The organism is Aquicoccus sp. (assembly GCF_041686535.1).
Classification (GTDB): domain Bacteria; phylum Pseudomonadota; class Alphaproteobacteria; order Rhodobacterales; family Rhodobacteraceae; genus Aquicoccus.
On the sequence record NZ_JAWLDS010000122.1, the window covers coordinates 1 to 7,005 of the forward strand.

Below are 7,005 nucleotides of genomic sequence, written 5' to 3' on the forward strand. Positions count from 1 at the left end.
CGGTGGTTTCCTCCATGACATCGGCCGTGACCCGCTTCATCATCACCGACACCTCGATCCCCGGTGTCCGGATATGATTGGCTAGCGCGCGCGCGAAGGGGGAATTGCCATGGGCGCCATCACTGGCCACGGTATTGGGCAGGGTGGCGAAGGCCACGAGCTGATCGCCACGGGCGCGAACCGGTGCCAGCCCACGTGTCACACCGGCGGAACGCCCCTCGGCAACGGACCCGGCGATAAGCTCTTCGGCGAGCGGATTGTTGCGGCACGCGTCCAGAAAGATGAGCGAGACGGGCACCGGGGTCAGGGCGTCCATGATCTGGTTCAGGGCAATGCCCTCGCGCGCGATCGCGGCCGCGCTGCGCAGGCGCGCATCAGTCGGCATGAGATAGTTGACGCCGTCCTTCTGCACACCGTGCCCGGCGAAATAGACCGCCGCCACGTCAGCCGTCAGGGCGTCCTTCGTGAAACGGTCGATCGCCTCCCCCATCGCATCCTCACTCAGATCGGTGAGCGTGGTGACGTCGAAGTCCATGCCGCGCATACTGCTGTAGATCAGCCGGGCGTCGCTGGTCGCATTGGGCAGCCGGCCGATCCGATCGTATCCGGAGTTTCCGATCACCAGCGCGATTCTTTTTTCCGCCACAGCCGGAAGCGCGATCATCATCATGAGTAAAATCGTGGCAAGTCGGGTCATCGTCACGTCCTCAACATGGTCTGAAAGGGTGTGATTACAGTGGCCCGCTTTCCCGCGAGAGGCAACGGTCGCAAAAGGGGTTTCTTTCCAATCGCTCTCCTGTGGGCGGTATTGCCCGCGGCGCAGGAAATTCTTGATCGCTGAGCGCCGGGCGTTCAAAGTGCAATGAAAGCATGAGCTAGAGAGATTTTTTATTTCAGAATCGGAGACCGTTTTTTGTGGAATGGTGTGATTTTCCTGTTCGGCGTGGCGCTGCCTGTCATCCTGATCCTGCTTGGTGGCGGGCGTCTGGACATGCAGACGACGATCGCGCTCAGCGCCGGGGCGTCGGCGTTTTCGCTCATGGCAATCAACCTGTTCCTCGCCACGCGCCCGCCCTTGCTCGAGCGATGGCTCGGTGGGCTGGATCGCCTCTACGTCACCCACAAGTGGACGGGGATCGCGGTGCTTTTCCTGGTCATCGCGCACGAACGGATCGGGATGCGGTTCGAAGAGGACCAGATGGCGACAGTGGGTCTTGCGGCTCTGGCCAAGGAAGTCGGGCAGACCGCGTTTTATGTCCTGTTGGTGCTGCTGGCGATAAGCTGGATGAAGCGCTGGCCCCGCGCGATGCGCCGATACATGCCCTGGCCCGGCAAGGGCGACGGTGATCTGCTGCCCTATGGGCTATGGCGCTGGACCCATCGCGCGCTGGGCCTCGTATTCATGGCGCTGGCCTTTCATCAGTTGTTCGTGCGCGTTCCCTACGATGCCAATGCGCTTGTCAGCGGGTATCTCAACACATTTGCCGCGCTTGGAATCGTCAGTTATCTCTACACGCAGTTCGGGGCGCTCCTGCGCCGGCGGCGCTACACGGTGACAAAGGTGACTGCACACCCGGCTGCCACGATCATTCAGGCGGCACCCGTGCGGCGACCGATCACGCCGCGCCCCGGTGCCTTCGCTTTGATCTCGGTGGGGCGGGCCGGCCTCCGGGAGCCGCATCCCTTCACGATCTCGGGGGCGGAGCCACAGGGGCAGCTTCAGTTTTCAATCCGTGCCCTGGGGGATTATACGCGACGGTTGCGGGACGGTCTCAAGGTCGGTGATACGCTCTATGTCGAGGGTGATTACGGCACCTTCGACTATCGCAAGGGGCGACAGACGCAACTCTGGCTGGCCGGAGGGATCGGCATCACCCCCTTCCTGAGTTTCGCCGACAGCCTGACGGCGCAGGAGACCCGCCGGATCACGCTTGTCTACGCCGTGTCCGATGCGCAGGAGGCGGTCGGGCTGGAGCGGCTGGAAGCGGCGGCGCGGCGCTGCCCGAATTTCACCTACCATCTGCACATCAGCAAGACGGACGGACGGCTCTCGGCGGCGCATCTTGCCGACTATGCGCCCTTTCCCGTTCGCGAGGCCGATCTTTGGTTCTGCGGCCCCGCACCGATGCGCGAGGCTATCCTGTCCCAGCTTCGCAAGGATGGAGACGCGCCACGCGGGCTCCATTTCGAACAGTTTGAATTCAGATGACCCAGCCTGCATTTGTGCAAGGAGATCGAACATGACCGCGACCATCAGACCCATCGCTCTCGCGTTGCTGCTTTGCTTTGGGGGCGCGGGCGGCGACGCGCGCGCCGACGAGCTGTTTCCCGACGGGGCCCATGCTGACTACACGCCGGACGCGCAAAACGGCGAGCGGCTCTTCAACGCGGCGGGCTGCGCCGTGTGCCACGGCGTCGAGGGCTCCGACGAGATCCTCGCGGGCGGCTCAAAGATCGAGACGCGGTTCGGCGATCTTTACGCGCCCAACATCACGCATGACAAGCGCCACGGGATCGGCGACTGGAGCAATGCCGATTTCCTCAACGCGGTCATCAACGGCGTGGCACCTGACGGCGACAGGTATTTCGGGGCGGTGTTTCCCTTCCCGTCTTATGCCCGGATGAAGCCGGAGGATGTGCTCGATCTGCGCGGCTATATCGCCTCGCTGGAAACCAGCGATGCGCCCAGCAAGGTGCACAATATCAGCTATCTGAGCCAGACGATCCTCGATCTCTGGTCATCCGAACGCGAAGCGCTCACGCCGCTGTCCCAGGATCAGATGAAGCGTGGCCAGTACCTTGTCGAAGCCGTCGGTCATTGTGCGGAGTGCCATACTCCGCGCAAGACGGGCGTCGGGCTCAGCTATGAGCTGGACACGAGCCGCCCCTACGAAGGTTATACCGGCATTCTGGGCGATCACGCGCCGAAGCTGACACCCGCGAAGCTCAAGCGCGCGGGCGCAGAAGCGTTCGTGTTCTCCGCCCTTGGCGAGGCGAAAAAGCTCTCTGGTCAGCCCATGGTCGCCACCTCGATGAGACGGTTCTCGCGGCTCCTGGGCAAGCTTCCAGTCGAGGACCGGCTGGCGATGTATGCCTATCTCACCGGCGAGCCATACGATATCGCCACCTTGGACATCCCCGCCGCCGACAACGTGGAGGTGGCGGTAGATACTGTGAATGACGCGGGCACGACGGGCGATAAGGTGACTCCTGACAAGACAGGTGCGCGCGCGCTGATGTCCCAGATAGACCAGTATTGCGTCGCCCAGACATCCGATCCTCTCGGCGCGGCAAATGCGCAGACCGCATCCGCGCGGCAGGACACCGCGGGCAAGGGGCCAGACCCGGAGATCGAGGCCGCGGCGGATGAATTCGTCGAGACCTATTGCCGTCAGTGCCACGCACCGGGCAAGACCAACTCCGGTATCTTCCTGACCGACACCCTGACAGAAATGCGCCACGACCCCGAAGTGCTGACACCGGGGCGGCCCGAGGCTTCGCCGCTTTACACGTCGGTGGTGAATGGCTCGATGCCCTACGGGACCAAACCCGGCGAATCGGAACTTGCGAATCTCAGGATGTGGATCACAGCCCTTGGCGACGCTGACCGGGAGGCTGCAGAGGCGACTGAGCCCGCCGCCGTCGCGGCGCAGGCCGAATCCGTAAGCGAGGTGTCCTATCCCGATTTCGCCGGACCGGGGCATGCCGAACGCATGGCGGCCATGATGAGCGACATCACGCAAGTTGACCCGCGCGATCAGCCCTTCGTGCGCTACATATCTCTGGCGTTCATGCCCCTGCCGGAGATCGACTGCAACCAGACCGGCGCGCTGCGCAACCCGGTGCATTACCTGCAGACCGGCGTGAACAAGTTCATCAACTCTCTCTCGCTGGGTCCGCGCCCCGTGCCCGGCACGCCGGTGCGTGGCACCGACGGGGCGGTGCTGCGCATCGACTTGCGTGACTACCGCTGGACGGCAGAGCATTGGGAGGCACTGACCACCGCAACCTATAACCAGGCGGCCGCGCGCACCGGATTCTCGGCCGCGGCGTGGGCGGATCTTGCGGTGGCCTACCCCTATGCCGTCGATCCTGAAAGCGAACCGATGACCGGCGTGATCGCGAAGGCGACTGGCGCGGTCGTCCCGGTCATCCGCGGCGACTGGATGCTGCGCTTTGCCTCCGAGGCCCCGTATTACGACATGTTCCTCGGGCTGACCGATCACATCCGCGATCTCGAGGGCCGTCTTGGCATTGATGTGGATTTCGAGATCAGCAATGGGCAGGTTGTCCGCGCCGGGGTCGGGGAAGGGCGGTCGGGCGTTTCCGACCACAACCGGCTTCTGGAACGCTTCGACCTGCCTCGCGGCGGCTACTACTGGAAGTCCTACGACTTCGCCGAGGATGTCGGGCAACAGTCACTTGTTCTGCACCCCGACGGACCGCCGGAACTGGCGCGCACCTATTCGGGGACAGAGCCGTTCGAACATGACGGCGGGGAGATGATATTCTCGCTTCCCAACGGGTTACAGGGCTTCTACCTGTCTACCGCCGAGGGCGACCGGCTGACCACGGGGCCGACCTCGATCGTGTCGTTCCGCAAGCGCCAGATCGGCAAGGGCGTGGAAATCGTCAACGCCCGCTCGTGCTTTGATTGTCATGCCAACGGAATCATCTCCAAATCCGACCAGATTCGCGATCAGATCGTCGCGGCCCGGCGTTACGACCGGGAAACGACAGATCGGCTTCTGGAGATGTATGTCGATAATGAAACGCTGTCCGGCATCTACCAACGGGATCGTGATGCTTATCTCGCGGCGCTTGCCGATCTCGGAGCGACCGAGATGAACCCGGCCGGAAGACCGGTCAGCCTCATGGCGCCCGAAAGTGTCGGGTCCGGCGAGATTTTCACCTATCTGGCCGATCAGCACTTCGAACAGCTCCGTCTCGTCGATCTGGCGCGCGAATTCCACCTTGAACCAGAGGTGTTTCGCGACCGCGTGCGCCGCATCGCCGATCCGGCTCTCGCGCAGATCATGCAGGACTGGCTGAGCCGGCTCGACAGCGGATTGACCATTCACCGCGGTGAAGTGGGCGACCATTACCCGAGGCTGCTGGGACGCATGACCAACTTCCGGGCGCTCAGGCCCGGTGATGACGCCGCCGCACGGCTGCATGCCGCAGGCCAGGGGGATATTGAGCAAGAGGCCGGGCAGGCGCTGCTCACCGCCAACAAGGCCTGGCAGGAACCATTCGAGCCTGCCGAGACCGACGAATCGGATTACGTGCCGCCGCAGAAGGTCACGGACAAGGTGCGCCTCGGCATCACGGTCCCGGAAACCGAGGTGCACGTGGATGATTTGCTGGTCTTCGACATCACCACGAACAAGACCTGCGAATTGCAGATCTTCTATGTCGAGGAAAACGAAACCGTAGAGGAGATCATTCCCGAGATCATCGGCCCGGCGATCCTGAGGGCCGGTGAGACGCGCCGCATTCCGGTTTCGGGATCGGGGTATCAGTTGCGTTTCGATACTCCGGGACGCGGTGAGACGATGTTCGCCTATTGCCGCGTCGGCGGTCTGGGACGCGAGCGCCTTCGTGCCGATACCGTTCTCACATATGCCGATGAACGTTCGATGACGCCGCTGCGCGGCATCAGCCAGGAGGCGGTATCGCGCGTCGAAAGCGACGCCGGACAGAGCGGCTTCAACTTCGTCACCTTCAACGTGCGCCCCTGAGGAGCCCCGATATGCGCAGAGCGATCACAGCACTGATCTTGAGCCTCTTCTCCGTGCCAGCGATGGCCCAGAGCCTTTGCGAGGAGGCTCTCGCCGGCTTGGAAACCCGGATCACCGGCGGCTCCGTCGAGCGGATGCATCTCGCGCTGGAGCAGCTCGACGCCGCACAGTGCAACGCACCGACCCGCCGCGCGGCAGCGCGCAGGACCGCCGGTGCGATCGCGCGTCTGGCGCAGGGCCACATCCAGGCCGGGCGGCTCGAACAGGCGGAAGAGATCCTGGGTCAGGTGCCTGCGCTGCACTGGCTGGTGCAGGCCAGCCGCGCCGACATCGCCATGACCCGTGCGCAGCACGGCGAAGCATCACGCCTCTACAATGATGCGCTCGATACCCTTGGCGACCCGGATCTTACCCCGCAGCGCCCGGCACTGGTGCCGGTGATCCAGAGTATCGCACAGCTTGCGCAGGAGAACATGATGCTCTCGGGCACAATGTCCGCCACGCTGAGCCAGCGCGGCGAAGCAAGCGGTCTCATGGGGTTGGTTCAACGCGGGATTGCGCAGGAAAAGATTGGGGACACCGCGACCGGCACGACCGGGGCGGAGGCTCCGGAATCGTCCTCCGCCTACGACGACCCGGCGTCCTCCGATCCCGAGATCGCGCCGCTCGGCGGAGACGCGTCGGATCAAGCAGCACCTGTCCCCGCGGAACCGGCCTACTCCGCTGTTACGGAAGCGGCCCAGACCCTGCCGGCCGTCTACCTTCCGGTCCAGTTCGAATTCGATTCCGACAAGCTCAGCCCATCCGGCCGACGTGAGGCGGAGACGCTGGCCAACTTCTTGCGCCCCCTGGAGCTTTCACACTTCACGCTCGTCGGCCATACCGACGAGGTTGGCGATGCGGCCTATAACCGCGACCTGTCGCTGCGCCGGGCCCGGACAGTGCGCGCCTTCCTGGTCGGGCGTGGTGTCCATGCCAGGATCGAGGTCGAAGGCCGCGGCGAGAGCGATCCGCCCGATCTCAAGGGAGCTGCGCTCTACAACGACGATCAGCGCCGCGCCATCGCGCGCCGGGTCGAGTTGGAGGGTGCCGCGCGATGACGGCTCGACGCCTCCTGACTGCCGCTGCGGCACTGGCGGCGCTGACCGCTTTCGCGTTTTCCGCCCAGGCCCGGCAATTCGGCCTTGTGGTCGGTGTGAACGAGTACCGCGCGTTCGAGGCGTGGTCCCCCGGAAAGCCGGCCGGCCTCTACGATCTGCAGGGA

Annotated in this window: 4 protein-coding genes; 3 read left to right on the top strand and 1 reads right to left on the bottom strand. The window is 64.1% G+C overall.

Annotated elements, in window-relative coordinates; all coding sequences use genetic code 11:
* On the bottom strand, nt 1-697 hold a 697-nt coding region (locus ACESL9_RS16170; protein ID WP_372675199.1), incomplete at its 3' end, for a caspase domain-containing protein.
* 216 nt (nt 698-913) lie between these two features.
* On the opposite strand from ACESL9_RS16170, the gene ACESL9_RS16175 reads away from it, so the two are divergent.
* From ACESL9_RS16175 to ACESL9_RS16185, 3 genes are read left to right on the top strand one after another with little or no spacing between them, the layout of a single operon-like run.
* Nucleotides 914-2,209 carry a ferric reductase-like transmembrane domain-containing protein gene (locus ACESL9_RS16175; protein ID WP_372675200.1) on the top strand — a complete coding sequence of 432 codons (1,296 nt, stop codon included), beginning with the start codon at nt 914-916 and terminating at the stop codon, nt 2,207-2,209.
* A 31-nt stretch (nt 2,210-2,240) separates the two neighbouring features.
* Nucleotides 2,241-5,741, top strand: coding sequence for a c-type cytochrome (locus ACESL9_RS16180; RefSeq protein ID WP_372675201.1), 3,501 nt, complete (start codon nt 2,241-2,243; stop codon nt 5,739-5,741).
* An 11-nt stretch (nt 5,742-5,752) separates the two neighbouring features.
* The gene (locus tag ACESL9_RS16185) at nt 5,753-6,841 is read left to right on the top strand and encodes an OmpA family protein (protein ID WP_372675202.1); all 1,089 of its coding nucleotides are present in this window, start codon (nt 5,753-5,755) and stop codon (nt 6,839-6,841) included.
* The last annotated feature ends 164 nt before the right edge of the window (nt 6,842-7,005 follow it).